Origin of the sequence: Paraburkholderia sp. CNPSo 3272, from assembly GCF_024206495.1 — a bacterium.
Lineage (GTDB): Bacteria > Pseudomonadota > Gammaproteobacteria > Burkholderiales > Burkholderiaceae > Paraburkholderia.
This window is the reverse complement of sequence record NZ_JAMBPQ010000015.1, coordinates 103,297-127,554: the sequence shown is the minus strand read 5'-3', so window position 1 is coordinate 127,554 and position 24,258 is coordinate 103,297. Positions and strand designations below refer to the sequence as shown.

The following is a 24,258-nucleotide window of genomic DNA, read 5'->3' as shown; positions in this document are numbered from 1 at the left end:
GCGCGCGCCGAACGAGGCCGTGCGCGATGAAACGCATCAGGGCACCAGTATTTGCCGCCCGACTACCTTGCCCTGCACGAGCGCTTCGAACGCCTCGTTGATTTCCGTGAGCGGTCGCGTGGAGACGGGCGAGGGCTGCATCTTGCCTTCGCGCATCAGCGTCACGAGTTCGCGCAGTTCGGGCAGCGTGCCCACGTAGCTGCCCTCGATCTTCAGCGGCCGCATCGGGATGATCGGCAGCGAGAGCGTGAGGTCGCCGCCCATCAGCCCGACGATCACCACGTGGCCGCCGCGCGCGCAGGCGTCGAGCGCGAGCTTGACGGTGGGCGTCGCGCCCACGAGGTCGAGCACCGCGCGTGCGCCGCCGCCCGTTGCCGTGATGATCTGCTGCACGGCGTCGTCCGCGCGCGCATCGATGGCCGCGAGCGCGCCCGCCGCAAGCGCGGCTTCGCGCTTGGCTGGGTCCACGTCCACGACGATCGCGCCTCGTGCGCCCATCGCCTTGAGCACTTCGAGCGCCATCATGCCGAGGCCGCCCGCGCCGATCACGACCACGGGGCCTTCGTGAATGCGCGCGCCGAACTTCTTCACGGCCGAATACGTCGTCACGCCGGCGCAGGCGAGCGGCGCGGCCTTGACGGGATCGAGGCCGGCGAGTTCCACGAGATAGCGCGGATGCGGCACGATCACGTAATCCGCAAAGCCGCCGTCGCGCAGCACGCCGAGCGACTGCGGCTTCGCGCAGATATTTTCTTCGCCGCGCTCGCAGGCCGCGCATTCGCCGCAGCCGATCCACGGATGCACGACTGCCGCCGTACCCGCCGCGAGCGCCTGAGGCGCGCCTTGTGCATCGGGGCCGAGCGCCACGACCTCGCCGCAGATTTCATGGCTCGGCGTGAGCGGCAGCTTGATGCCGCGGTCGGCGAGCGAGAGTTTCTTGCCGCCGCCCAGGTCGTAATAGCCCTCCCAGATGTGCAGATCGGAGTGGCACAGGCCAGCGGCCTTTACGCGCAGCAAGACCTCGGTGCCCTTGGGCTCTGGCACGTCGCGCTCGACCAGCTCGAGCGGCTTGCCATGATGGGTAACGCAGTAACAGCGCATTTGCATCGATGTCTCCGTGAGTGTTGTGTACGGCGGCCATGCCCGGCCCGACGATTGCGGCGTCTTTGCATCATAGCCGATGCGATTTAAATTCGTCCGGTCGTTCTATTTTGTGCTGCCATGCGCTTGGTTTGTCAACGGGCAGACATGCGCTTTAGGCGCAGATCGTTGCATAGCTAACTATATTGAGTTATCCTGTGCGCATGTTCGATCATTGCCTTTACTTCAACACCACGGCGCTCGCGCGGCGCCTCGAGCGCGAATGGGCGCAAGCCTTCGAGCGTTTCGAGCTAACGCCGCCGCAGGGGTTCATGTTGCGCGCGGTGCTGGAGCGTCCGGGATCGCCGCAGCGCGAACTGGCCGATCTCCTCTCCATCGCGCGGCCCACGGCCACGCGCGTGCTCGACGGCCTGGAGGCGCGCGGCTACGTGGCGCGCCAGCGCACGGAGGGCGACGGCCGCGAAGTGGCGATCGTGCCCACGGCGCAGGCCGTGGCGATTCGCGAGGCGCTCAATGCGGCGAGCGCGACGGTCGCGAGCCGCCTGAAGCGCACGCTCGGCGGCGAGGCGTTCGCGGATACCGTGTCGCGCCTGCGCACGGCGCGCGCAACGTTGGGGTGATGCTGGGCTAATGGTGGGGTGGGCTGAAATCGCGCGGCACGCGTCATGCGTAGCCCCGCTTCAGAAGGGAATTAAAGAGTAGGGAGTGGCATCATGCGGCGCATCGGCGCTTTCTGTCTTTCAACCTGGCTTGCGGCCGCGGTTCTTTTTTTCGGGCGCCATTCGGTGCCGTTGATCGCACTCAGCGGTGTGATCGTGTTCGCCGGCCTCGACCTTTTTCGTCCTGATTCGGCCGACCAGTAACGCAGTGCTGCGAGCGCCGCGCGTAGCACGCTGCGCTCGCGGTCATTCACGTTACATCTCTTCGGCCCACGACATGTTTTCGCGCGCGAGCAGCGCCGACGATGCCGCCGGCCCGAACGTGCCTGCCGTATAAGTGCGCGGGCGGTCGTTCAGTTCCTTCCAGCCGTCGAGAATCGGCTCGACCCACGTCCATGCGGCTTCCAGTTCGTCGCGGCGCATGAAGTGCGTGAGGCGGCCGCGAATCACGTCGATCAGCAAACGCTCGTAGGCTTCCGCGCGGCGCTCGGGAATGGCCTGCTGCAGGTCGAGGTTCAGGCTCACGGGCAGCATGTTCATGCCGCTGCCCGGCTCCTTCGCGAGCATCTGCAGCTGAATCGACTCTTCCGGCTGAAGCTGGATCACGAGACGGTTGCCGTAATTGCGCGGGCCGCTCGGGAAGATCGAGAACGGCAGGTCCGCGAATTCGATCACGATTTCCGACTGGCGCTTCTGCATGCGCTTGCCCGTGCGCAGGAAGAACGGCACGTTGGCCCAGCGCCAGTTGTTGATGTGGGCGCGCAGCGCGACGAACGTTTCCGCCTTGCTGTCGGGCGGCACGTTGTCTTCCTGCAGATAACCCTTCACCGGCTGCCCGTCTACGGCGCCCGCCGCGTACTGGCCGCGCACGGTGTCGCGTGCGATATCGGCGAGCGACATGGGGCGCAGCGAACGCAGCACCTTGAGCTTTTCGTCGCGCACGGCGTCCGGGTCGAGCGAGACGGGCGGCTCCATCGCCACGATGCACAGCAGTTGCAGCAGGTGGTTCTGCACCATGTCGCGCAGCGCGCCGGTGTGGTCGTAGAAGCCCGCGCGGCTGCCCACGCCCACCGTTTCCGCCACCGTGATTTGCACGCTGCGAATATACGGCGCCTGCCACAGCGGCCCGAAGATCGGGTTGCCGAAGCGCAGCACCATCAGGTTCTGCACCGTTTCCTTGCCCAGATAGTGGTCGATCCGGTAGATCTGCGATTCGGAGAAATGCCGGCCCACCGACTCGTTGATCTGCTTGGCCGAGGCGAGATCGTGGCCGAGCGGCTTTTCGAGCACCACGCGCGAGCTGCCGTCGATCAAACCGCCCGCCGTGAGGTTGTCGCAAATCGTCGTGAACAGTTCCGGCGAAGTCGAGAGATAGAACACGCGCAGGGCATGCTCGCGCGACGCCGCCTTCAGGTTCGCATAGTTGCCGGGATCGTTCACGTCGATGATCACGTACTGGAACAGGTTCAGATAGCGGTCCCACGCTTGCGCATCGAACGCTTTAGCGTCGATGAACGGACGCGACTGCTCTTCCATGAACTTGCGATAGTCGTCGATCGTCCAGTTCTTGCGGCCCACGGCGATGATGCGCGTTTCCGGCGGCAGGTTGCCGTGCAGGTGCGCCATGTAGAGCGCGGGCAGCAGTTTGCGCGCGGCCAGGTCGCCTCCGCCGCCGAAAATGATCATGTCGACGGGCTGTTCGGGCAAGGCTTGGGCAGGCTGATTCGTCATGGCAGGTCGGAGGTGACGCGCGCTCGGGCAACGTTGTTGAGCACGACCGCTAGCGCGCGGTTGCAAAACCCGCACCGATCGCAGAAGCGCGGCGCGGCGAAACGCTAATGGTGCATGGTTTCGCGCGAGTTTGCACGCATGGCGCGAACGACGCGTCGCGCGGGACGTTTATGGCCGATAAACCGACCGGCCGTTCATATATCCATCGCGTGGCTGCGAGCCAATCCTTACCCGAGCCCCGGCACGGCCACGCCGAAGGTCGTGAGCACCAGCACGACGTTCAGCGAGAGCACCGCGGCCGCGCCCGCCACGGCTGCCGCAGCCGTGAGCGCGCGGTTGCGATGGGACCCCATCACGTCGCCGCGACACGTGAACCACACGAGCGCGGCCATCGGGAACGGCAGGGCGAGGCTCAGCACGACCTGGCTCATGACGAGCGCGTCGGTGGCGTTCACGCCCAGCGCCACCACGACGAAACTCGGTACCATCGTCACCGCGCGGCGCAGCCACAGCGGAATGCGAAAGTTCACGAAGCCTTGCATGATCATCTGCCCCGCGAGCGTGCCGACCACCGAACTCGAAATGCCCGAGGCGATCAGCGAGACGAGGAAGATGCTGGCGGCCGCCGCGCCCAGCAGCGGCGCGAGCGTCCGGTAGGCGGTCTCGATTTCGGCGACATCCGCGTAGCCCTGGTGGAACGCACCGGAAGCCATCACCACCATCGCCATGTTGATGAGCCCGGCCACCGAAAGCGCGACCACCACCTCGACGTTAGAAAACTTCACGAGGCGCTTGCGCTCCGCGTCGTTGCGTGCGACCACACGCGCCTGGGTGAGCCCCGAATGCAAAAAGAGCGCGTGCGGCATGACCGTTGCGCCGATGATGCCTACCGCGATCGTCACGGCTTGCGCGTCGGGCAGGCGCGGTGTGGCGAGGTGGCGCAGCAGGCTCTGCCACTCGATCGGCGTAATGAAAAGCTCTAGAACGTAGCAGATGCCGATCACGCCCACGAGCGCGCCGATGAGCAGTTCGAGCGGCCGGAAGCCCGCGCGTTCGAGAAACAGCAACGCATAGGTCACGACGGCCGCCACCGCCATGCCCGCGAGCAGCGGCAGATGAAAGAGCAGCGCAAGGCCGATGGCGCCGCCGAGGAATTCGGCGAGATCCGTGGCCATGGCCGCGATCTCGCTTACGCCCCACATGAGCCATACGAGCGGCGCGGGCAGGCTGTCGCGGCACAGTTCGGCGAGATTGCGCCCCGTGGCGATGCCGAGCTTCGCGGAAAGCCCCTGAAACAGCATGGCGATGACGTTGGCGAGCAGCACGACCCAGAGCAGTGCGTAGCCGTAGCGCGCACCGGCCTGGATGTTGGTCGCGATATTGCCGGGGTCGATATAGGCCACCGAGACGACCACGGCCGGCCCCGCAAGCGGCAGCAGAAGGGCGACGCCGCGGCGCCGTCCTTCGAGCGCTTCGCGCGCCGCGGCGGCCGTGTTGCGGGTGAGGCCGTCGGGGGCACGCTGCGCCTCTTCATCGCGCGTGCGATGATCCATGCAACTTCTCCCGTAATCCGCGGTCTGTAGGCGCAGTCCATCGCCCTATGGTACGTATCGAGGATTTGCGTATACGTTGAAAGTGCGTCATCGGAATCGGTCCCTCACGCGTTAAGCAGGCAATCCGCGCGCCTGCCTTGGCACTATCTCAGCACAAACCTGCGCGGCGCGCCTTCGCTGCTCTCTTTCCCTTACGAAATGCCTGAATTCACGATCTTTTCGTTTACACCGGTCCGTATGAAAAAAACGGTCGCGACTGCGCTGCTGATGAGCGGCCTCGCATGGGGCGCGCTCGCCCACGCCGACGACAGGGTCATCGTGCTCGACTCGGGCGAGGCGAAGCTCTCGCTCATCGACCAGGCAAGCCGCACCGTGGTCGGCACCGAGCCCACGGGCAAGGAACCGCACCACCTGATGATCACGCCCGACGGCAAGTCGCTCATCGTCGCCGATTCCGTGTCGAACGACCTGCTGTTCCTCGACCCGCATACGGGGCAGGTGCAGAGCCGCCTGGAAGGGATCGAAGATCCGTATCAGCTCGGCTTTTCGCCCGACCATAAATGGTTCGTGACAGCGGGCCTGCGACTCGACCGTGTGGACGTCTATCACTACGACGGCAAGAACCTCACGATCGCCAAGCGCATTCCGCTCGGAAAAACGCCGAGCCACATCACGTTCGCCTCCGACAACAAAACGGCGTTCGTCACGCTGCAGGACACGGGCGAAGTCGCCGCCATCGACCTGCCGACGCAAACCGTGCTCTGGAAGCTGCCAGTGGGCAAGACGCCCGCGGGCCTGTGGATGACGCCGGGCGACAAATACCTGCTCGTGGGCATGACGGGCGAGGACAACGTGGCCGTGGTGGACTGGCACAACCGCACGGTCGTGAAAAAGATCCAGACCGGCCGCGGCGCGCATAACTTCCGCAATCTGGACGATGGCAAACATATTGCCGTGTCGAATCGCGTGGAGAGCACAATCAGCATCCTCGATTACACGACGCTCACGAAGGTCGCCGACATCACGGGCCTGCGCCCCGGTCCCGACGACATGGAACTTTCGGCGGACAAGCGTTACCTTTGGGTGACGTTCCGTTTCGCGAAGCACGTGGGCATCATCGACCTGAACACGCGCAAGCTGATCGACACGATCGCGGTGGGCCGCTCGCCGCACGGCATCTACTTCGCGAACAGCGCGCCGGTGTATGCGCCGAACCCGGACTGATTGAGGAGTCTCGATGCTCGATACGCTGATTTCGCAGGCCGACAACCTCGTTTCGTGGCTGCAGACGCTCGTCTACGTAGACGTGGTGCAGCCGATCTTCTACAAGGTCGGGCTGATGGGCTACGACGAGGACACCTACGACGCGCTCTACTGGGTGATCGTCGGCGCGCTTCAGATCTGCGCCTCGTATGCGCTGCTGCGCCCGCTCGAAGCACTGCGGCCCGCGGAAGACTGGAGCGATCGCCGCGCGCTGCGCGCCGACGTCTGGTACACGTGGATCGCAAAACTCGGCATTCTGAACATCGCGTTCTTCTTTCTGCTCACGCCATTGTTCAATCACTGGCAGAGCCTGATGGCGATCTACAGCGTGCCGAACATCGACGTGGACAGCCTCTGGCCCGGCGTGACCGACAAGCCGATCGTGTCGTTCCTGATCTATCTCATCGTGCTCGACTTCGCGGGCTACTGGTATCACCGCTGGCAGCATCGCTTCGGTGTGTGGTGGGAACTGCACGCCGTGCATCACAGCCAGCAGCAGATGTCGCTGTGGTGCGACGATCGCAACCATTTCCTCGACGACATCGTTCAGGCCGCGTTCTTTGCGGGCCTGTCGCTCTTCATCGGCGTGCAGCCCTCCCAGTATGTTGTGCTCGTCGCGGTGGGCAACTTCATGCAGAGCGTGCAGCACGTCAACGCACGGCTGCCGTTCGGCTGGCTGCTCGAGCGCATCGTCGTGAGCCCGGCGTTTCATCGCCGCCATCATGCGATCGGCTATGGCCACGAGGGCACGCGCTACGGCTGCAACTTCGGCGTGCTGTTTCCGTGGTGGGACGTGATGTTCCGCACGGCGTCGTGGAACAAGGAGCACGAGCCCACCGGCATTCGCGACCAGTTGCCCGCGCCGCACGGCCGCGGTGCGAACTATGGCGAAGGCCTGCTCGCTCAGCAGTGGTACGCGCTCGTGCGCATCGCGCGGCGCCTTGCGGGCAAGGGGTATCCGCTGGGGGACGCGGCGCGCTGAGCTTCGCGGCGTTCGTTGTGGTTCCTCGTGCGAGGCGGTCTTCGGGCCGCCTCGTTTCGTTTCAGGGTGACGTTTAGCATGCTGGTTCGGGATACCGGCATCGCCGGATGCGATAATCGCGCATTCATCCCCCACACATGCATGATGCGCGCGTCAAAAGCGCAGTTGGAGAATATCTTGAGCCGTATCGATAATCCGCAGCACGATCAGGAAGTCGGCGTGGCCGACGCCACCCAGGACACGACCCGCATCGACGACACGCGCATCGGCGCCGTGCGCCCGCTCATCTCGCCCGCGCTGCTGCTCGACGAGCTGCCGGTGCCGCAGGAGACGCAAACGCTGGTCGAAACGAGCCGCAGCAGGATCGCCGAGGTCCTCGCGCAGCGCGACGACCGGCTCGTGGTGGTGGTGGGCCCGTGCTCGATCCACGACCACGACCAGGCGATCGAATACGCGAAGCTGCTTAAGGCGAAGGCCGATACGCTCGAGGACGACCTGCTGATCGTCATGCGCGTGTACTTCGAGAAGCCGCGCACCACGGTGGGCTGGAAGGGCTATATCAACGATCCGCGGCTGGACGGCAGCTTCCGCATCAACGAGGGCCTGCGCGCGGCGCGCCAGCTACTGCTCGATATCAACGCGCTCGGCCTGCCCACGGCCACGGAATTCCTCGATCTGCTGAGTCCGCAGTTTATTGCCGACCTCGTGGCGTGGGGCGCGATCGGCGCGCGCACGACCGAAAGCCAGAGCCACCGGCAGCTCGCCTCGGGCCTCTCATGCCCGATCGGCTTCAAGAACGGCACCGACGGCGGCGTGCAGGTGGCTGCCGACGCCATCGTCGCGGCGCGCGCGAGCCACGCATTCATGGGCATGACGAAGATGGGCATGGCCGCGATTTTCGAAACGCGCGGCAACGACGACTGCCACGTAATCCTGCGCGGCGGCAAGAGCGGGCCGAATTACGATGCGGCTTCCGTGGCGGCGTGCTGCGCGGCGCTCGCGAAGGCGGGGTTGCGCGAGCAGGTCATGATCGACTGCTCGCACGCGAACTCGAACAAGGCGCATCAGCGCCAGATCGACGTGGCGCGCGATATCGGCGAGCAGTTGGCGGGCGGCGACAAGCGCATTGTCGGCGTGATGATCGAGAGCCATCTGGAAGAGGGGCGCCAGGACCAGAAGCCGGGCGTGCCGCTCAAGCGCGGCGTGTCGATTACCGATGCGTGCATCAGCTGGGCGCAGACGGCGCCGGTGCTGGATGGGCTGGCGCAGGCGGTGCGGGAGCGGCGCAAGGCGGCCTGAGGGCGCTAACGCCCCTTGCGCGAGCCTTTCTTCGCAGACGTTGTCCGCGGCGCCTCCTTGACCGGCGCCGCCACTCCCACACTCGCATTCAGCTGCTCGAGCCACGAAAGCGCATCGGCATAGGCGAGAAATTGCTGCAGATAGCCCGGCGACACCTCGCGCATGAGCGAGAGGGCGCGATGCACGAGGCTGCTCGAATTGAGCGGCCCCGCGTTTCTGGGCACCTGGTCCAGCGACTGCCGCAACTGTTTTTCGGAGCGCACGCGCAGCCACGTTTGCCGGAAGTATTCGACCAGTTCCGGGTCCGGCTCGTGCCGCACGCGCGTCGCCGGTTGAGCGGGTTCCGCACGCGAGAGTGAATCGACGAGGCGGCCCAGCTCGCTTCTCGCCGTATCGTCGCCGAGCCCCTGCGTGATTTTCGATGCCTCGCGCGCGAGGTCATCGGCAAAGGCGTCGAGCAGTTTTGCGAGGCGCGCGTCGATGAGCCGGCGCGCTTCGCCCGCGTGTGCGGCGGCGCGGCGTTCCAGCGCCTCGATGAAGTGAAAGCGCACCGGGTCGAGCTGGTCCGCGCCGCGGGCGCGCCAGGCGTCGAGCAGAGCGCGGGCGTCGGGCGTGGCTGCTTGCGAGAGCCGCGTGCCCGCATCATTGAGCATGCTTGCCCTCGCCGACGGTCGGCCGCGGCACCGGCGCGATCTCCACGCGGCGGTTCTTCGCGCGGCCAGCCTCGTCCGTGTTGGCGCTCACCGGCTGCTCGGAGCCGAACGCCGCCGCGAACACCGACGACGCGGGAACGCCCGCGTCGATGAACGAGCGCGTGACCGTCAGCGCGCGTTCGGCCGAAAGCTCCCAGTTGTCGGCGAAGCGGCGGTTGCCTGCGTGCACCTGCTGGTCGTCGGCAAATCCGCTGACCATCAGGATTTCGTCGCGGCTCTTCAGGTACGCGGTGAGCGGCCCGGCGAGGCTCTTGAGCAGATCGCGGCCTTGCGGCGTCAACTGATCCGAATTCAGCGCGAACAGCACGCTGCCGCTAATGCCGATGCGTCCATTCACGAGCGTCACGCGCCCCGCCGCGAGCGGGCCCGCAAGTGCCTCTTCGAGCGTCTTGCGGCGCTCGGTTTCGGCCTTGCGCTGCTTCACCTCGTTGGCGAGCCGGCTGGACAGTTCGAGCTGCATGCCGACGACACCCACGAGGATCAACAGGAACGCGCCCAGCAGCACCGACATCAGGTCGGCGAACGCGGGCCAGACCGGCGCAGCAGGGGCCGCGCCGCCGTCGATTTCGTCGTTCATGCCGCGTCCGCTCCGGCTGCGGCGCGCTGGCTCGCGAGCTGCTGCAGGTTCTCGACGATCTGCTTCTGCGACAGCATGCTCAGGTCGATGACCTCACGCGCCTGCGCCACGTAGTAGGCGAGCTGGTCGTCGCTGCGCGCGAGCGACTTGTCGAGCGCGGCTTCGATGCGCTCCAGGTGCGCCACGAGCTTGTCGTTCGATTCGCCGAACACGCTTACGGCCGCGCCGAACGCGTCGCCGAGGCTCGCCACTTCCACGGCGCTGCCGCTCACCTGCGCGGCGATCGCGCCGAGCTTGCCGCTGCCGGCTTCGACGTTGGCGCTGAACTGCCCGCCCACGCGCTCGAGAAGATCCGAGGACGTGGAGACGAGCGCGTCGATCGCCGAGCGCTGCTCGGTGGAGGCGCGGTTCACGGCGTCGAGCAGCGTTTCGAGCGTGGCGAGCAGGCGGTTGCGTTCGTCGAGCATCGCGGTATCGCGGACCATGCTGTCCGACAGTTTCTGGCGTAGCTCGGCGATGACTTCGGCCGCGGCCTGCGGCGCGACCGACGCGGCCTGCACGAGGCTGCCGATTTCGGCAATCGTGCTGGCGTTGTGGGCCTGCGATTGCGTAGTGATGTCGCTGGCGGCCTGGGCGAGCGTTGCGCAGATTTCCTGCTGGCGCTGCGCGGTGGCCGCGCTCGTGGCTTCCCATTCCTCGCGCAAGGCCGCCGACATCGTGGCAAGCGACGCGGTCCATGCTTCGAGGCGCTGCTCGTCGCGCGAGGAGATTTCCGCGTGCAGGTTCGCGGCGGCCTTCGGTGCGTCGGCGGCGGCATCGACGAGGCGTTCGATCTCGGCAATCGTCTTGCTCGCCTGCTGCTGCGAGTGCGTAGCAATGTCGTTCGCGGTCTGTGCGAGCGTCGCGCAGATTTCCTGCTGGCGTTGCGCGGTGGCCGCGCTGGTTTCTTCCCACTCTTTACCCAGTCCGGCGGCCATCGTCGCGAGCGATGCGGTCCACGTTTCGATGCGCTGATCGTCGCGCGCGGAAATTTCCGCGTGCAGGTTTGCTGCTGCCTTCGGCGCTTCCGAGGCGGCATCGACCAAACGATCGATTTCGGCGATCGTCTTGCTGGCGTGCTGCTGCGCTTGCGCGGCGATGTCGTTCGCGGTTTGCGCGAGCGTCGCGCAGATTTCCTGCTGACGCTGCGCCGAAACCGCGCTGGTCGCTTCCCACTCCGTGCGCAAGGTGGCGGCCATCGCCGCGAGCGCTTCGGCCCAGCTCGCGAGCCGCGCTTCGTCGCGCGCGCCGAGCTTCGTCTGCAGGTCCGCATGGGATGCATCGACCGCGCGCAGCAGCGACGCCGAGTGCTGCTCGAACGCCGCCGCTGCCGTGGCGAGCGCCTGCTGGTTGCCTGCGGCGAGCTTTTCGCCGACGCGTTCTTGCTGTTCGAGCGCTGCCTGCCACGCCTGTGACATCGTTCCCGATGCACTTTCGAAGCGCGTCGACACGCCATCGAGCAGGCCCGAGGCGCGTTGCTCGAAGCTTGCGTTGAAGCGCTCCAGCGCGCCGCCCAGGTCGGCGGCAAGCGCCTCGTTGGTCTGGCGGTGCTGCGCGAGCGCGCGGTTCCAGATGTCGGCGACGTTCGCCGTCGACGCCTCGAAGCCGCGCGAGAGCCCTTCGAGCTGTTGCTGCACCGCCTGCGTGAGCGCGCCCTGCATCGACGTCGATTCGCGCGCGAGGCCCGCCATGGTCGCTTCGACGACGGGCTGCAGCGCCGCGCCCGCGGCGCGCGCGCTTTCGGCGGCGCTCGACTTGAGCGACTGGCCCACGGACGCCGCGAGGCGGCTCCAGGCGGCTTCGGCGTTTGCGGCAAAGGCCTGTTGGGTCGCGATCTGCTGTTCGTGCTGCGCGGCGCCCTGGCGTTCGATCAGCGTCATCAGCGCGCCGAGCTTGTCGACCAGCGCGGGCATGGCGTCGGCCTGGCGCTGCAGCAGCTTGAACGAGGCTTCGCGCTGATGGGCCGGCGAGAAGGCGCGCAGCGTCGTCGCGATCTTCGCGTCGAGCTGTTGCGCGGCTTCGATGCGCTCACGGCGGCAAAGCGCGGAGAGCAGGCCGAGCATGGCGGAGGTGGCCACACCGGCGATCGAGGTGCCGAACGCGAAGCCGAGGCCGTTCACAGGCGCGGCGAGCGAGGCGCGGATGGCGTCGAGGTCGGTGGCGCTTTCGAGCGCCGCGCCCGTGCCCTTGAGCGTGACGACCATGCCGAGCAGCGTGCCGAGCATGCCGAGCAGCACGAGCAGGCCCGTGAGGTAGGGCGCGAGCGCCGGGCCCGGCAGGGCCACGCGCTCGCCTTCGATGCGCGCGCGCACCGTGTTGCGCAGGCCCGGATGCAGCGTGTCGAGCCAGCCCGCGAGGCGCGCGGGCGGCGTGTTCAGTTGCGCGATGGCCTGGGCGAGCGTGGTCGTGGCCTGGTGGAAGCGATAAAGCTCCCAGGCGCCCCTGACATAGCACGCGCCGATCAGCAGCGTGACGGCGCTCGCAAGCGGGTTCGTGACCGCGTAGCCGGCGCCGATCCAGCACACGGCGGCGAGACCCGCGACGAAGACAACAGGTTCAATGCGAAAACGGGACATAGCGCGGGACATAGCGTTTGGGTTAGCTGGTGCGAAGGGCGGCAAGCAGCCCCTCCACCGGTTGAAACCGAATCTCAAGTTCGGCGAGCAACACGCTCTGCATATCTTTGCGAAAGCCGGCGAGCCAGGCGTGAGGCGCGCCGCTTTCTCCAACGGACTGCGCCGCGGCCGCTGCGCGCTGCCGCTCGAAATGCGCGCCCAGCAGCGCGGGCACGCCGCCGAGCAGGCTGCGCTCGCGCGCGCCGAGCGCTTGCTCCATCACGGCGTCCACCGTCGCGAGGCGCGCGAGCGCAGGCGCACGGGCGGCCAGCGCGGCGCGCAGACGGGCGCGCAATGTGGCGATGTCAGTCTCCATCGCCTGCTGCAGGGCGACGTAGCGCTGGCGGAAATCGGCGAAATCGGGTTCCACATCGGCTGGTTGGCTGGCGGCCTGCGTGCGCCGTCCGTCGCGCCGCGCAGGGCCGCCTTCGCCCGCAATGGCCTTTGTCAGCGCGGCGCGCACGCGCTCGCTCTGGCTTTGTTCGACACTGGCGCCCACGCGCGTGGCTGGCTCGCCGTCCGGCGTCTGGACGCTCAACGCCGTTGATAGGGCGATGGCGTCCGTCCACCCGAGCCACTGGCTCAGTTGGTCCGAGATCGATTGCCGGGATTCGGGCACTTCGGCGTCGCCGAAGCGGGCAAGTAAGCGAACGAGCGTCGGGCCGCTCAACGCGAGGCGTTGCGGGGCTAGCACTTTTTTACCTGGGCAAAAAACCCGCTAGTTTACACGCACGCGAGGAGGCGGCAGGCATCGGCCGTCTGCCAGGCGCGCGAACGACGGCGCAGCGGCCCGTGAAAGCGGGGCGCCCGCGGGCGCGAGGCCGCGCCGCACGGGGGATTCACGCGCCTGGGCCGTTCAGGCCTTGGCGCTCTCGGCCAGGATCTGCTGGATCGCCTGCTCGATGGTTTCGACGGGCTGGCCGCCACTGACCAGATACTGCTGGTTGAAGATGATCGCCGGCACGGACTGGACACCGGCCGCCTGGTATTCGTGCTCTTCGGCGCGCACTTCGTCGGCATACTGGCCGCTTTCCAGGACGGCACGCGCCTGATCCGCGTCGAGCCCCACGGACTGCGCCGCCGCGACGAGCACCGCGTGGTCGCTCGTGTCTTGGCCCTCGCCGTGATACGCGCGCAGCAGCGCGAGCTTGAGCGGCAGCTGCTTGCCCTCGATGCCGGCCCAGTGCAGCAGACGATGCGCGTCGAAGGTGTTGTAGATGCGCTCGCGCGGCCCGAACGTGAAGCCGACGCTCGCGCCGCGCTCGCCGATCATGGCCTGCGTCTCGGCGATCTGCTCGGACGTACGGCCGTACTTCTTGCCCAGATACTCGAGCACGGATTCGCCGCCCGCGCCCATCTGCGGATTCAGCTCGAACGGGTGTACGACGATCTGCGCGTCGACGGTGTCGCGCAGCCGTTCGAGCGCGAGGTTCAGCGACGAGAGGCCGATTGCGCACCAGGGGCACGCGATGTCGGAGACGAAATCGATTCTGAGCGGTTGTTTCATGGCTTTCCTGATCCGGTTGAGCGCGGGGTCACTGAGGCGCGGTGCAGCGCGGGCGCGCAAGCGGCGTGCGCAGCCGGCGCGGGTGATTCGTCAGTTCATTCGTCCATCATGCGGGCCTTGACCTTCTTGCCCTTGACCTTGCCTGCGTTGAGCTTGCGCAGCGCGTCGCGCGCGATGCTGCGCTCCACGGCCACGTAGGTCGAAAAATCCGTCACGTTGATCTTGCCGATCTGCGAGCCGCTGAAGCCGGCTTCGCCGGTGAGCGCGCCCAGCACGTCGCCGGGGCGGATCTTTTCCTTGCGGCCGCCAAGGATCTGCAGCGTTTCCATCGGCGGCAACAGCGGCTCGTTGCTGGCGGGCTTCAGTTCCGCGAGCGGGCTCCACTCGACTTCGCGCTTGAGCGCCTGCTCGATGCCGCCCACGCGACCCATCTCGTCCATGCTTGCGAGGCTGAGCGCCCAGCCGTCCTGGTCGGCGCGGCCCGTGCGGCCGATGCGGTGCACGTATACCTCCGGGTCGGGCGTGACGTCCACGTTGATCACGGCTTCGAGCTGCGCGATGTCGAGGCCGCGCGCGGCCACGTCGGTCGCCACGAGCACCGAGCAGCTGCGATTGGCGAACTGGATCAGCACCTGGTCGCGCTCGCGCTGGTCGAGCTCGCCGTGCAGCGCGAGCGCGTGAAAGCCCTGCGCGCGCAGCACGTCGAGCAGGTCGCGGCATTGCTGCTTGGTGTTGCAGAACGCGAGCGTGCTGACGGGGCGATAGTGGTTGAGCAGCATGCCCACGGCGTGCAGGCGCTCGTCTTCCGTGACTTCATAGAAGCGCTGGCGGATCTTGCTGTCGTCGTGGTGCTCTTCGAGCTTGACTTCCTTCGGGTTGCGAAGGAATTGCTGGCTCAGCTTCGTAATGCCTTCGGGATAGGTCGCCGAAAAGAGCAGCGTCTGGCGCTCCTTGGGGCACTGGCGCGCCACGGTGGCGATGTCGTCGAAGAAGCCCATGTCGAGCATGCGGTCGGCTTCGTCGAGCACGAGCGTATTGAGCGCGCCGAGCGCGAGGTTGCCGCGCTCCAGATGATCCATGATGCGGCCCGGCGTGCCCACGACGATATGCGCGCCGTGTTCGAGGCTCGCCGCCTGCGGGCGCATGGGCGTGCCGCCGCACAGCGTCAGCACCTTGATGTTCTCTTCGGCGCGCGCGAGGCGGCGGATTTCCTGCGTGACCTGGTCGGCCAGCTCGCGCGTGGGGCAGAGGATCATGGCCTGCACGTCCTGACGGCGCGGGTCGAGGCGCGAGAGCAGCGCGAGCGAGAAGGCCGCCGTCTTGCCGCTGCCGGTCTTGGCCTGGGCGATCAGGTCGTGGCCCGCGAAAGCGATGGGCAGGCTCGCGGCCTGGATCGGCGTCATGTCGACGTAGCCGAGGCGTGTGAGGTTGGCGAGCGTAGCGGGCGCGAGCGGCAGCTCGCTGAAGGGCTGGGCGTGCGTAGGAGTGGCTTTGTTTGTCATGACGGGGTCTCGCGCCGGACGGGTGAGGGCGACGCGGCCGTTCGGTAGAAGTGGCGTCGATGCGGGTGGTGCGCTCGCTGTGCGCGCGCATTCCGGGATTTTAACGGATGCGCGCGCCCGCGCCCGCGCGCGTGCCGCGCGAGGGACGCCGACGAGCGCCGCAAAGGACGCCGAAAATCATCGGTTTGATAATCGCGATTTCGCGCAATAATAATCGCTGTATATAGCAATAATGCACGCGCGCGATAAGACTATGATCGTGCTCATAAAGTTTCATCGGCAGCGAAGATTTTAATCTCGCGAAGTTGCCTGCAATTAATCCACTTTTCACAATAATCGAATTTCCGCGCTGAAGCGGGCGTCGCGTCCTTGCCACACGGCCTATCCCGGCCGATCTGCGCATTACTCCGTATTTCCCATTCGCCACAATGACTTACGGATTATTATTCCGATATTTCCAGATTTAGCAAATAACTGTTACAGCGTTTGCCAAGACGATTTAAAGCCTTTGACACGTAGACTTCGCCCGGGATTGCCGGTGTGGCTCCAATACCCGGAGCCGCGTCAGCGCGGTCTGAATGTCATAAGGAAAGTCATGAAGAATACTTTGATTATCGCGGGCGTCCTCGGCGCATTCGCAGCCTCCGCTCACGCACAAAGCAGCGTTACTCTCTACGGCGCACTGGATGCGGGTATCGTCTACGCGAACAATGCAGGCGGCCACGCCGCATGGAACCAGGGTAGCGGCACCGTCGGCGACACGTACTTCGGCCTGAAGGGCAGCGAAGACCTGGGCGGCGGTCTGCATGCGATCTTCACGTTGGAAAACGGCTTCAACCTGAACAACGGCAAGGACACCGAGAGCGGCACGATGTTCAACCGCCAGGCGTTCGTCGGTTTGCAGAGCGACCGCTTCGGTACGCTGACGCTCGGCCGCCAGTATGACTCGATGGTCGACTACCTGGCACCGCTCTCGGCAACCGGCAGCGGCTACGGCAACAACCTCGCGGCTCACCCGTTCGACAACGACAACCTCGACCACTCGTTCTCGATCAAGAACTCGGTCAAGTACCAGAGCGTCAACTACCAGGGCTTCAAGTTCGGCGGCCTGTATGGCTTCAGCAACGACGCCGGCCAGTTCGCGAACAACCGCGCATGGAGCGCAGGCGCGTCGTACGGCAACGGCCCGCTGAACTTCTCGGCTGCCTACCTGCAGATCAACAACACGCGCACCGGTAACACGAACGGCGCGAGTTCGGCATCGAACGGCAACAACTTCAACCTGTCGGCTCAAACGCAACGCACGTTCGGCGCAGGCGCGAACTACAACTACGGCCCGGCAACGGTTGGCTTCGTGTGGACGCACACGCAGTACCAGAACCTGATCGCGGGCGGTCAGGGCGGCACGACGTTCTCGATCCCCACGGGCACGAACCTGCACCTCGACAACTTCGAGTTGAACGGCGCCTATGCACTCACGCCGGCTCTCGCCCTGAACGCGTCGTACACGTTCACGGACGGCAAGGTCACGGGTTCGAACGGTTCGGGCGATCCGAAGTGGCACACCGTTTCGCTGACGGCTGACTACTCGCTGTCGAAGCGCACCGACGTCTACGCCGGCGCCGTGTATCAGCACGCTTCGGGCGAACTCGGCGACGCCGGCGCGAACGTTGCGATGATCAACACGCTGTCGCCGTCGACCTCGCAGAACCAGGTCGCCGCAACGGTGGGTCTGCGTCACCGCTTCTAAGCATCGTTGGCTCGCTCCCTCGCGGAGCGACGCAGCGCGGGCACCCGATCGGCCGGTCGGGTCCCGCGCTGCACGCGGGCAAGCTACCCAAGGCCCGCGGTTTCATCCGCTTTCTACCTGAAGCACGACCGGTTCGCGGTGCGTGACGCGCTCATGAGGCGCGCCACGGCTGCGAACCGGTTTTCTTTTGTGGCTCAGGATTTCGCAGCCGCAGCCGCCGGTGCTGCGCTCACAGTTGCGGCGACGTCATTCGACACGTCTTCCGACGCCCCACGCACCCGCGAAACCCACAACACCGCCACGCACGTGAGCGCTGCGGCGATCCAGCCGTTCTGCCCGAAGCCGATGATCGCGCCGTGCGCGCCATTCGTGAGCCACTGGCCGCCCAGCCACGCGCCGATGCCGGTGCCGAGCGCCTGCACCGCGCTGTTGGCGCTCAGGAAGGCGCCGCGCCGCGCGGGCTCGGGAATCGTCGTGAGCAATGCCTGCATCGGCACCATGCGGCCCGACATCGAGATCATGAACAGGGCGAAGAACGCCACGAGCGCGAGGAAAGGCAGCGTGGGCAGATGCGTGACGAACAGCACAGGCACGAGCGAAACGAGCGCCATCACGCGGAACACGCGGCGCTTGCCGTAGCGGTCCGCGAGACGGCCCACCGCGCGCGAGGTCACGAACGTCGCCGCGCCGCCCGCCATATAGAGCCATGAAAGCTGCTGCGGCGCGATGCTGTGATTGCCGACGAGCATCGGCGCGATGAACGGGATCACGAGCATATGGCCGGCCATCATCGTGAAGGTGAGCGCAAAGGCCTTCAGGTGGCGCGGCAGTGTGAGCAGTCGCCAGAGGTTCGGCAGCACTTGCGCGAGCGGCGTGCGCTGGCCGAGGTGCTCGGTGAGCGAGGGCACGACGCGCGAGCCCACGAGCCAGATCGCAACCGAGAGCACGACGAGCAGCATGAACGGCGCGCTCCAGCCGTAATGCGCGCCGAGCAGCACGCCGGCCGGCACGCCCGCGATCGCGGCGATGGAGAATGCCGTCATGATGATGCCCGTGGCCGCGCCGCGCCGCGCGGCGGGAATCACGTCGCTCACGATCGCCATCACGATCGAGCCGAGCACGCCGCCGGTGAGCCCTGCGAACGCACGCGCGGCGAGCAGCAGATGAAAGTTCGTGGCGAGCGCGCAGGCGAGATTCGAGAGCGCGAACAGCGCGTAAGTCATTTGCAGCAGACGGCGGCGATCGAAACGATCGATATACGTCGCAGCAAGGAGTCCTGATAGACCCGAACAGAGCGAATACGCGGAAACAGCCGTCGCGAACGCGGCGGGCGTGATCGCGAACGCGTGCATGATCTGCGGGCCTAGCGGCATCATCACCATGAAATCCATGATGACAGTGAACTGCGTGAGCGCCAGCAGCCAGAGCAGGGTGCGTTCGCGCAGCGGTGTCAGAGAAGTGGTCATGTATGGGCTTGGAGCCTGAAGGTAAAAAGGCGTGACTGTTGCCGCGCCAGCGCGATCGATCAGTCGTCGATCGTTTCGTGGGCCCCCTGCGCGCCGCGGCGCCAGTAGGCGCAAGCGCGAATGCGCTTCTTGTCGACGCCGCGCGCGTTGCACAGATGCGCGCGCACCGCGCGGATCGCCGAGGCTTCGCCTGCAGCCCACACGTAGCCCTCGCCCGGCGGCAGCCACACTTGGGACACGCCGTCCACGAGCGGATGCTCCGACTCGCTTTCGTCGCGGTAGCACCACGTGGCGTAAAGATCGGCTTCGGTGGGCAGTTCGATGCGGGCCGCGCGGTTCGCCACTTCGACGACCACGGCCACGCGCGCGCCGGCCGGTAACTCCGTGAGGCGCCGCTGAATAGCGGGCAGCGCCGTTTCGTCGCCGATCAGCAGATGCCAGTCGAAGCCCGTGGGAATCACCATGGAGCCGCGCGGGCCGCCTACGCCGAGATACTGGCCGGGCTGCGCCTGAGCCGCCCATGCCGTCGCCGGACCGGCTTCGTGCAGCGCGAATTCCAGATCGAGCTCGTTGGTTTGCGTATCGAAGCGGCGCGGTGTGTAGTCGCGCGCCGCGGGGCGCTCGACGCCTTCGGGAAACGCGATGCCGTCAGGGCCGAGGGTTGGCAGTACCGGCTTTTCCTCGCCGGCGGAGGGAAAGAACACCTTGATGTGATCGTCGAACGACGCCGAGACGAAGTCGCTCAGATCGCCCGTGAGCGTGACGCGCACGAGCGCGGGTGAGAGCGCCGTGACGCGCGCCACACGCAACAGTCGGAATTTCAGCGGGTGACGTACACGGACGACTTCGAGGTGGGACGGGTTCTGCATGTATGGCTCCGATGATGTTGGGGTGGCGCGGCGTGGGCCGCCGCGTGGCGCGTGGAAGCGGGCTGTCAAACGTCGCTGTTGTCGCCGCCGGTTTCGATTTCCTGTGTGGCGCGCGCAAGGATCGCGGCGATGCGGCGCTGTTCCTCCGGCGCGGCGTCGGTGCGGCTCAGCAGTGCGCGCTTGAGCGCGCGGCGCGCCTCGATCAGCTCGCGCACCCAGGCGCTGCCTTCGGCGGGATCCTCGCCGGCCATGGCGCGGCGCATGACTTCCATCTTGCGGCCGAAGTGCGTGAGCTTCGCGAGGATCAGGTCCGCACGTTCGCGGTTGGCCTCGAGGTACACGCGGCCTTCGGGCGAAAGCTCGTAGCGCTTGCGGTTGCCTTCGAGCGTCACGCTCACATAGCCCAGCTCTTCCAGGTACGTGAGCGCCGGATAGACCATGCCGGGGCTCGGGCTGTAGAAGCCGTTCGAACGCGCGTCGAGCGCCTTGATGAGTTCGTAGCCGTGGCTCGGGCGCTCGGCGAGCAGCACGAGCAGCATGAGTTGCAGGTCTTCGGACGTGAACTTGCGACCACGGCCAAAACCGTCGCCGTCGCCGAAGCCACCGAAGCCGCGGCCGAAACCTTCGCCGAAGCGCTCGCCAAAGTCCCCTGGACCTTCGCCGCCGCGATGGCGGCCCATTGCGTGGCGCAGCGCGTGAAGCGCCTGCATGGCCGGGTGGCGGCCGCCGAAGAAGTCGCGCGGATCGCGCGGGGAGTGGCCGTGACGGCCGGTTTGACCAAAGTGCGGATGGTGGCGGCGCATAGGGCCTCCTGTCTGATGAGTATCTTAAAACATGTCTTAAGATATATATCGTAAGAGCGGTTGTCAAAGAAAATATTTGGGGTGTGAGCACGCGGTCGGGTCTTGGCTCGGGCGCTTGCCTCCAGCGCAACGCCCGTTACTGCTGCGTATTACCTGGTGTCCTACCGGCGACTTCGATTCGCCGAAGAGGCGACAGACCTCGAATTGCTAGTCACCCTTCCCTGGGCGCGTCACAGCGGATCGTTGTGGCATTGGCTTTTTCCACCGTCAGGTTGATCGAGCGTGCGCTGCCCGGGCGCGTGCGGTGGCGCACGCCTGCGGGGATGGTCAGCAACTGCCCCGCGCGCAACTCCGTTGTCCCATCTTCAAAATCAATGATCAGCACACCTTCGATTCCGATGAACGTCTCATCGGAGTCGGGATGAAAATGCCACAAGAACGGCACCTCCATCACGCTGACGTGAATGTCGTGATCGTTAACCGTTGTGACTACCTCATTGCGATAACCGTCGCGTAGGGCGGTCGTCATGGCCAGAAAGTCGGTAGGTTCAATCATGCGTTCGCTCCTGCCATTGGGCTGATAAACAGGGCGCGCATCGATTGTTCCTGTAACCGTTCAGGTACCTTGGTGGCCAAGCGCATAATCGGAAGCTAAGTCACCACAGGAGGCCGGAATGGTCGATGCTGTGAATCTTCCAGGTGTCTGGGCGCCGTTCGGTGCGTTTTCGATGGCGGTTATCCAGGGCGACGGCCAGGTGGTCCATTTGAAGGGGCAGGTATCGCTCGACCGGGAAGGGCGAGTCGTTGGACCCAACGACATGCGATTACAAGTGCGCAAAGTCCTCGAGAATATTCGCAACGTGCTGGCGGCGATGGGAGGACAAATGACTGATGTGATTTCCCTCGTTCACTACGCGACGGATATCGAGGCATTCATGGCCGCTGGGGACATTCGAAGTGAATTCTTCGCTGCACCTTATCCGGTTACGACTACCGTTCAGGTCGAGCGTTTGTACCGCCCGGAATTGACCGTTGAGATCACTGCAATTGCAGAAATCCCGCGCTCCCGATTTCGCCGTCCGGGGCCGGCAACCGACGCTCACCATGGGTCATCATGACACTATCGACCGCGGAAACCGCAATGTGGCGGCTCGTGCAACGCTATACAGGGCGAGTCGGATACCGGCGGGGCGCAAAGGCAGAAGGACTCTTGGAGAGCCCTCCGGTCATCGACTGTTCCGGATGGACTGGGCTGCTGCTTACAGAAGCCATGTGTGCGGAAAATGATGCGTCTGGCCATATCGTGTTTAGTGATCCTGATATTCGAGCCATGCAAGCGTGGTCGGATCGCATCATTCAGGAAATCGCAGTTCGGACGGGATATATCCTTGCGGGATCCGAAATCAATGCATGCAGCCTTCCGCGCTGCGCCACCATCGGGTTGAAGATGGGAGCGCCAGGTTGGGCGGCAAACCATCCACGGGTTCGCGGTGTCACTCACATCGTTCAGATCGTTCGTCGTCCGGAAGACGATGTGCCGTTCGTTTCGGAATCGTTCGGCGACCCTGTGCGGCCAGGAATCAGCCTGATGTCGCTTGCCGATTGGCTCGTGCGATCGCAACCGCTTGTCCAGGCCGAAGCGTTGTGGGCCGTCGATGCTTTCCGCCTGGCGTCGGCAAATTAAGCGCGTTCACTGAAGGTCGGAACGTGCCGGTAACCGCCCCGTCTCGACACTTCGTGCGCTTTAAGCGGCACGCGTGGAATAAATTTCCCACTCAGGTGTTTTATTCACGTCGAGACATGTGAAGTGGCATCGCGCTCGAGAATTGTTTCTCAATTGCCGTCTCCGATTAATGGTTACTTCAATGGGTGAGCAAAATGCCGAATGTGAGGAAGCAATATACGATAGAAGAGGTCATGGGAGCGATTCACCGCAGTAACGGTCACAGCCTGGCGCATGGGCCTGGCAATCCCCGCCCTGCGGCATCAGGACAAGCTGGCGGGCGTCAGGCGTATAACGCTACCGGAAGGAGAATGGGCCATGAATATATGCACCGAGGGCACATCGAGGTGGGAAATCGTCTGCCCGGCCCGAGGACTTTGCTCGAAACAAATATGCTGGCGAAGAGTCGCTCCGAGAATCGGTATATGTCCGCCCGGCTCGCCCAGCATCTGCTGAACAGCACGCAGGGACAAGCGGCACTCGGTGATCTGGACAATAATGTTGGAGGTCCGCAGCAGTGGATCAGGGGCATTCCGGTGACTGATCCCACAATTTACGGATTCGACCAGAACGACGACACGCTAAAGCAGGTTACTACCGGCGCGATCAATATTCGCAAAATCAACGATCAGTTATTTATAGCCTCTGTCTATCCAGATAGTTTTTCCGACGTGCCGGATTACGAGTTGAATACCTTCTTCGGCTGATTTTACGACCGGCTGTCGCGATGGCGACCCCATCGATCGTCAATCATCACGCCATCGGCGTAACCGACCTCAGCGGCGATCGCCTCGATATCCCGGTGAGTTGTCTTAATCAGTCCGAGGGAACCAGCATTCCCGATTCGTTGGGACCTACGTCCGGATAGCGCTGGCATCGGCACCTGCGGTGTTGAATCAATTGTCGTCGCTTCTGGACGGGAGATGCTCGTGAGGTTCGGGCTCTGCCGCGTCGGCATCGAGGAGGTCGTCTGGGGCCGGATTTTTCAGGCCCTTCGGATCGGGCTGGCCAGTCGCGCTGATGGAAGTTTGCGCGGGGTCGAGGGAGGTGCCGGTCGGCTCACTGGATGGATTCGACGTCATGATGTACTCCTGCGCTGAGGAATGCAGCTTCCCATCATGATAGTCGGCTTTGTCGCCTTTCGCCGATGACCCGTCCACCCGATACTCCCTCGAAATACCGCCACACTTGTTACTCCCAACCTCCGATTCCCCGTAGCAAACTACTCACGTCAATCGACGAGCGACGCGTGGAGCACGCAAAACGCGCCGCAGGAATTTGCCCTAATTCAGGAGGTCGCAAAAGCCATGAGTCCATCAGCCGAAAACGGAAGGAAAGGCGGACAGCCCGCCATGGCCACTCCACCGGTTGTCTCATCGCAGGCGTGGGAAGCAGCGCGCCAGCAGTTGCTGGTGAATGAAAAGGCGCTGACCCGGGCTCGAGACGCCCTCGCCGCCGAGCGACGCCGAATGCCCTGGATGGCGGTGGAGAAGGCATACGCATTCGAGGGGCCCGCTGGCCAGCTCAGTCTGCTGGATCTGTTCGACGGCCGGCGTCAGCTGATCGTCTACCGTGCTTTCTTCGAACCGGGCGTGTTCGGCTGGCCCGACCATGCCTGCCGGGGCTGCTCGATGGTGGCCGATCAGGTCGCTCACGTCGCTCATCTGAACGCCCGCGACACCACGCTCGTCTTCGTCTCGCGTGCGCCTCAGGCCGACATCGCGCGACTGAAGGCGCGCATGGGCTGGGAGATGCCGTGGTTCACCATTACGGACAGCTTCGACGCCGACTTCGGTGTCGACGAGTGGCACGGCACGAACGTGTTCTACCGAGACGGCGAGCGCGTATTGCGTACCTACTTCATCAACAATCGCGGCGACGAACAGATGGGGGGCACCTGGGACTACCTCGACATTACGCCGCTGGGTCGCCAGGAGCTCTGGGAGGACTCGCCCGAGGGCTATCCGCAGACTCCAACCTACAAGTGGTGGAACTGGCACGACAGCTACACCGCAGACGCGCCGCCCGACAAGAAGTGGGTCGAAGTGTCGGATGCAGGCGAGGCTGCGTTCCGCAAGCAGCACAAGGAAGGAACGCCTTGAGCGA

25 protein-coding genes are annotated in these 24,258 nt (G+C 65.2%); 10 read left to right on the top strand and 15 right to left on the bottom strand.

What is annotated here, in order from left to right:
• Window positions 1-36: 36 nt before the first annotated feature.
• A complete protein-coding gene (locus M3I53_RS19845) occupies window positions 37-1,101 on the bottom strand; it encodes an alcohol dehydrogenase (protein ID WP_254317619.1) in 1,065 nt (354 codons plus the stop codon).
• 203 nt (window positions 1,102-1,304) lie between these two features.
• On the opposite strand from M3I53_RS19845, the gene M3I53_RS19840 reads away from it, so the two are divergent.
• Together M3I53_RS19840 and M3I53_RS19835 are read left to right on the top strand one after the other, a co-directional pair.
• The gene (locus tag M3I53_RS19840) at window positions 1,305-1,721 is read left to right on the top strand and encodes a MarR family winged helix-turn-helix transcriptional regulator (protein WP_254317578.1); all 417 of its coding nucleotides are present in this window, start codon (window positions 1,305-1,307) and stop codon (window positions 1,719-1,721) included.
• Between the two features lie 93 nt (window positions 1,722-1,814).
• Entirely contained in the window at window positions 1,815-1,964 is a 150-nt protein-coding gene (locus M3I53_RS19835; protein ID WP_254317577.1) for a hypothetical protein, read from the top strand.
• Window positions 1,965-2,015: 51 nt separating this feature from the next.
• Here the strand turns inward: M3I53_RS19835 and zwf are convergent, their stop codons facing one another.
• On the bottom strand, window positions 2,016-3,491 hold the full coding sequence (zwf, locus tag M3I53_RS19830) for a glucose-6-phosphate dehydrogenase (protein ID WP_254317576.1): 1,476 nt from the start codon (window positions 3,489-3,491) through the stop codon (window positions 2,016-2,018).
• A gap of 227 nt (window positions 3,492-3,718) precedes the next feature.
• Window positions 3,719-5,044: an Nramp family divalent metal transporter gene (locus tag M3I53_RS19825; RefSeq protein ID WP_254317575.1), complete on the bottom strand. Its 1,326-nt coding sequence runs from the start codon at window positions 5,042-5,044 to the stop codon at window positions 3,719-3,721.
• A gap of 237 nt (window positions 5,045-5,281) precedes the next feature.
• Here M3I53_RS19825 and M3I53_RS19820 point away from each other — a divergent pair, with 237 nt between their 5' ends.
• The 3 genes from M3I53_RS19820 to M3I53_RS19810 all read left to right on the top strand — a co-directional run bounded on the left by M3I53_RS19820 (window position 5,282) and on the right by M3I53_RS19810 (window position 8,588).
• Entirely contained in the window at window positions 5,282-6,268 is a 987-nt protein-coding gene (locus M3I53_RS19820) for a beta-propeller fold lactonase family protein (protein ID WP_375542557.1), read from the top strand.
• A 13-nt stretch (window positions 6,269-6,281) separates the two neighbouring features.
• Window positions 6,282-7,289: a sterol desaturase family protein gene (locus tag M3I53_RS19815; protein ID WP_254317574.1), complete on the top strand. Its 1,008-nt coding sequence runs from the start codon at window positions 6,282-6,284 to the stop codon at window positions 7,287-7,289.
• Window positions 7,290-7,466: 177 nt separating this feature from the next.
• Window positions 7,467-8,588 carry a 3-deoxy-7-phosphoheptulonate synthase gene (locus M3I53_RS19810; RefSeq protein ID WP_254317573.1) on the top strand — a complete coding sequence of 374 codons (1,122 nt, stop codon included), beginning with the start codon at window positions 7,467-7,469 and terminating at the stop codon, window positions 8,586-8,588.
• A gap of 5 nt (window positions 8,589-8,593) precedes the next feature.
• Here M3I53_RS19810 and M3I53_RS19805 read toward each other — a convergent pair whose 3' ends face one another.
• The 7 genes from M3I53_RS19805 to M3I53_RS19775 form a co-directional block, all read right to left on the bottom strand.
• Window positions 8,594-9,241: a DUF2894 domain-containing protein gene (locus M3I53_RS19805; protein ID WP_254317572.1), complete on the bottom strand. Its 648-nt coding sequence runs from the start codon at window positions 9,239-9,241 to the stop codon at window positions 8,594-8,596.
• Entirely contained in the window at window positions 9,231-9,878 is a 648-nt protein-coding gene (locus M3I53_RS19800; RefSeq protein ID WP_254317571.1) for an OmpA family protein, read from the bottom strand. The genes M3I53_RS19805 and M3I53_RS19800 overlap by 11 nt, the downstream gene beginning before the upstream one ends.
• Window positions 9,875-12,493: a DUF802 domain-containing protein gene (locus tag M3I53_RS19795; RefSeq protein ID WP_254317570.1), complete on the bottom strand. Its 2,619-nt coding sequence runs from the start codon at window positions 12,491-12,493 to the stop codon at window positions 9,875-9,877. The genes M3I53_RS19800 and M3I53_RS19795 overlap by 4 nt, the downstream gene beginning before the upstream one ends.
• 22 nt (window positions 12,494-12,515) lie before the next feature.
• The gene (locus M3I53_RS19790; protein WP_254317569.1) at window positions 12,516-13,226 is read right to left on the bottom strand and encodes a DUF3348 domain-containing protein; all 711 of its coding nucleotides are present in this window, start codon (window positions 13,224-13,226) and stop codon (window positions 12,516-12,518) included.
• Window positions 13,227-13,388: 162 nt separating this feature from the next.
• Window positions 13,389-14,039: a DsbA family oxidoreductase gene (locus M3I53_RS19785; protein ID WP_254317568.1), complete on the bottom strand. Its 651-nt coding sequence runs from the start codon at window positions 14,037-14,039 to the stop codon at window positions 13,389-13,391.
• A gap of 95 nt (window positions 14,040-14,134) precedes the next feature.
• Window positions 14,135-15,541: an ATP-dependent RNA helicase DbpA gene (gene dbpA / locus M3I53_RS19780; RefSeq protein WP_254317567.1), complete on the bottom strand. Its 1,407-nt coding sequence runs from the start codon at window positions 15,539-15,541 to the stop codon at window positions 14,135-14,137.
• A 100-nt stretch (window positions 15,542-15,641) separates the two neighbouring features.
• Window positions 15,642-15,917, bottom strand: coding sequence for a hypothetical protein (locus M3I53_RS19775; RefSeq protein ID WP_254317566.1), 276 nt, complete (start codon window positions 15,915-15,917; stop codon window positions 15,642-15,644).
• 219 nt (window positions 15,918-16,136) lie between these two features.
• Here M3I53_RS19775 and M3I53_RS19770 point away from each other — a divergent pair, with 219 nt between their 5' ends.
• Window positions 16,137-17,291, top strand: coding sequence for a porin (locus M3I53_RS19770; protein ID WP_069266003.1), 1,155 nt, complete (start codon window positions 16,137-16,139; stop codon window positions 17,289-17,291).
• Between the two features lie 194 nt (window positions 17,292-17,485).
• On the opposite strand, the gene M3I53_RS19765 is transcribed toward M3I53_RS19770, so the two are convergent.
• The 4 genes from M3I53_RS19765 to M3I53_RS19750 form a co-directional block, all read right to left on the bottom strand.
• Window positions 17,486-18,757 carry an MFS transporter gene (locus tag M3I53_RS19765; RefSeq protein ID WP_254317565.1) on the bottom strand — a complete coding sequence of 424 codons (1,272 nt, stop codon included), beginning with the start codon at window positions 18,755-18,757 and terminating at the stop codon, window positions 17,486-17,488.
• Between the two features lie 59 nt (window positions 18,758-18,816).
• Window positions 18,817-19,626, bottom strand: a complete 810-nt coding sequence (locus M3I53_RS19760; protein ID WP_254317564.1) for a siderophore-interacting protein — start codon at window positions 19,624-19,626, stop codon at window positions 18,817-18,819.
• A gap of 65 nt (window positions 19,627-19,691) precedes the next feature.
• Entirely contained in the window at window positions 19,692-20,429 is a 738-nt protein-coding gene (locus M3I53_RS19755) for a helix-turn-helix transcriptional regulator (protein WP_375542556.1), read from the bottom strand.
• Window positions 20,430-20,640: 211 nt separating this feature from the next.
• Window positions 20,641-20,985, bottom strand: a complete 345-nt coding sequence (locus tag M3I53_RS19750) for a cupin domain-containing protein (protein ID WP_254317563.1) — start codon at window positions 20,983-20,985, stop codon at window positions 20,641-20,643.
• Window positions 20,986-21,103: 118 nt separating this feature from the next.
• On the opposite strand from M3I53_RS19750, the gene M3I53_RS19745 reads away from it, so the two are divergent.
• The 3 genes from M3I53_RS19745 to M3I53_RS19735 all read left to right on the top strand — a co-directional run bounded on the left by M3I53_RS19745 (window position 21,104) and on the right by M3I53_RS19735 (window position 22,859).
• Window positions 21,104-21,547, top strand: coding sequence for a RidA family protein (locus M3I53_RS19745; RefSeq protein ID WP_254317562.1), 444 nt, complete (start codon window positions 21,104-21,106; stop codon window positions 21,545-21,547).
• Complete coding sequence (locus tag M3I53_RS19740) at window positions 21,544-22,113, top strand: hypothetical protein (protein WP_254317561.1); 570 nt, start codon at window positions 21,544-21,546, stop codon at window positions 22,111-22,113. The genes M3I53_RS19745 and M3I53_RS19740 overlap by 4 nt, the downstream gene beginning before the upstream one ends.
• Before the next feature lie 233 nt (window positions 22,114-22,346).
• The gene (locus tag M3I53_RS19735) at window positions 22,347-22,859 is read left to right on the top strand and encodes a hypothetical protein (protein WP_254317560.1); all 513 of its coding nucleotides are present in this window, start codon (window positions 22,347-22,349) and stop codon (window positions 22,857-22,859) included.
• Window positions 22,860-23,048: 189 nt separating this feature from the next.
• On the opposite strand, the gene M3I53_RS19730 is transcribed toward M3I53_RS19735, so the two are convergent.
• A complete protein-coding gene (locus M3I53_RS19730) occupies window positions 23,049-23,234 on the bottom strand; it encodes a hypothetical protein (RefSeq protein WP_254317559.1) in 186 nt (61 codons plus the stop codon).
• A 270-nt stretch (window positions 23,235-23,504) separates the two neighbouring features.
• On the opposite strand from M3I53_RS19730, the gene M3I53_RS19725 reads away from it, so the two are divergent.
• Window positions 23,505-24,254 carry a DUF899 domain-containing protein gene (locus M3I53_RS19725; protein ID WP_375542555.1) on the top strand — a complete coding sequence of 250 codons (750 nt, stop codon included), beginning with the start codon at window positions 23,505-23,507 and terminating at the stop codon, window positions 24,252-24,254.
• Window positions 24,255-24,258: the final 4 nt, after the last annotated feature.

Bases quoted from the DNA above. Each gene is read 5' to 3' on its own strand.
- M3I53_RS19845 (WP_254317619.1), bottom strand. From the start codon at position 1,101: ATGCGCTGTTACTGCGTTACCCATCATGGCAAGCCGCTCGAGCTGGTC.
- M3I53_RS19840 (WP_254317578.1), top strand. From the start codon at position 1,305: ATGTTCGATCATTGCCTTTACTTCAACACCACGGCGCTCGCGCGGCGC.
- M3I53_RS19835 (WP_254317577.1), top strand. From the start codon at position 1,815: ATGCGGCGCATCGGCGCTTTCTGTCTTTCAACCTGGCTTGCGGCCGCG.
- zwf (WP_254317576.1), bottom strand. From the start codon at position 3,491: ATGACGAATCAGCCTGCCCAAGCCTTGCCCGAACAGCCCGTCGACATG.
- M3I53_RS19825 (WP_254317575.1), bottom strand. From the start codon at position 5,044: ATGGATCATCGCACGCGCGATGAAGAGGCGCAGCGTGCCCCCGACGGC.
- M3I53_RS19820 (WP_375542557.1), top strand. From the start codon at position 5,282: ATGAAAAAAACGGTCGCGACTGCGCTGCTGATGAGCGGCCTCGCATGG.
- M3I53_RS19815 (WP_254317574.1), top strand. From the start codon at position 6,282: ATGCTCGATACGCTGATTTCGCAGGCCGACAACCTCGTTTCGTGGCTG.
- M3I53_RS19805 (WP_254317572.1), bottom strand. From the start codon at position 9,241: ATGCTCAATGATGCGGGCACGCGGCTCTCGCAAGCAGCCACGCCCGAC.
- M3I53_RS19800 (WP_254317571.1), bottom strand. From the start codon at position 9,878: ATGAACGACGAAATCGACGGCGGCGCGGCCCCTGCTGCGCCGGTCTGG.
- M3I53_RS19795 (WP_254317570.1), bottom strand. From the start codon at position 12,493: ATGTCCCGTTTTCGCATTGAACCTGTTGTCTTCGTCGCGGGTCTCGCC.
- M3I53_RS19785 (WP_254317568.1), bottom strand. From the start codon at position 14,039: ATGAAACAACCGCTCAGAATCGATTTCGTCTCCGACATCGCGTGCCCC.
- dbpA (WP_254317567.1), bottom strand. From the start codon at position 15,541: ATGACAAACAAAGCCACTCCTACGCACGCCCAGCCCTTCAGCGAGCTG.
- M3I53_RS19770 (WP_069266003.1), top strand. From the start codon at position 16,137: ATGAAGAATACTTTGATTATCGCGGGCGTCCTCGGCGCATTCGCAGCC.
- M3I53_RS19765 (WP_254317565.1), bottom strand. From the start codon at position 18,757: ATGACCACTTCTCTGACACCGCTGCGCGAACGCACCCTGCTCTGGCTG.
- M3I53_RS19760 (WP_254317564.1), bottom strand. From the start codon at position 19,626: ATGCAGAACCCGTCCCACCTCGAAGTCGTCCGTGTACGTCACCCGCTG.
- M3I53_RS19755 (WP_375542556.1), bottom strand. From the start codon at position 20,429: ATGCGCCGCCACCATCCGCACTTTGGTCAAACCGGCCGTCACGGCCAC.
- M3I53_RS19750 (WP_254317563.1), bottom strand. From the start codon at position 20,985: ATGATTGAACCTACCGACTTTCTGGCCATGACGACCGCCCTACGCGAC.
- M3I53_RS19745 (WP_254317562.1), top strand. From the start codon at position 21,104: ATGGTCGATGCTGTGAATCTTCCAGGTGTCTGGGCGCCGTTCGGTGCG.
- M3I53_RS19740 (WP_254317561.1), top strand. From the start codon at position 21,544: ATGACACTATCGACCGCGGAAACCGCAATGTGGCGGCTCGTGCAACGC.
- M3I53_RS19735 (WP_254317560.1), top strand. From the start codon at position 22,347: ATGGGAGCGATTCACCGCAGTAACGGTCACAGCCTGGCGCATGGGCCT.
- M3I53_RS19730 (WP_254317559.1), bottom strand. From the start codon at position 23,234: ATGACGTCGAATCCATCCAGTGAGCCGACCGGCACCTCCCTCGACCCC.
- M3I53_RS19725 (WP_375542555.1), top strand. From the start codon at position 23,505: ATGGCCACTCCACCGGTTGTCTCATCGCAGGCGTGGGAAGCAGCGCGC.